This is a genomic window from Psychrobacter sp. TB55-MNA-CIBAN-0194 (assembly GCF_040309505.1).
Taxonomy (GTDB): domain Bacteria; phylum Pseudomonadota; class Gammaproteobacteria; order Pseudomonadales; family Moraxellaceae; genus Psychrobacter; species Psychrobacter fozii.
The window spans coordinates 1-240 of the sequence record NZ_JBEOOW010000720.1 but is presented as its reverse complement, the minus strand read 5'-3'; the positions used below and the strand labels follow the sequence as shown (position 1 = coordinate 240).

Here is a 240-nt window from a genome sequence, read left to right as displayed (position 1 = left end):
GGTCGGGCTCGCGCAAGGCGCTCTTGCCCGCAGCGAAACGCCGGCCGGTGAATCCGCGCTGGGTAATCTGATCGCCGATGCCCAGCGCGTGGCGACCAATGCGCAGATCAGCTTCATGAACCCGGGCGGCATCCGCGCCGATCTCGACAGCGGTGAAGTGACCTGGGGCGAGCTGTTCGCCATCCAGCCGTTCGCCAACGACCTGGTGTCGATGGACCTCAGCGGCGCACAGATCAAGAC

1 protein-coding gene is annotated in these 240 nt (G+C 66.2%); it reads left to right on the top strand.

Annotation, left to right across the window (positions count from 1 at the left end; all coding sequences use genetic code 11):
- Window positions 1–240, top strand: a 240-nt coding sequence (locus AAEY75_RS16865) for a 5'-nucleotidase C-terminal domain-containing protein (protein ID WP_352260316.1), incomplete at both ends; no start/stop codon positions are given.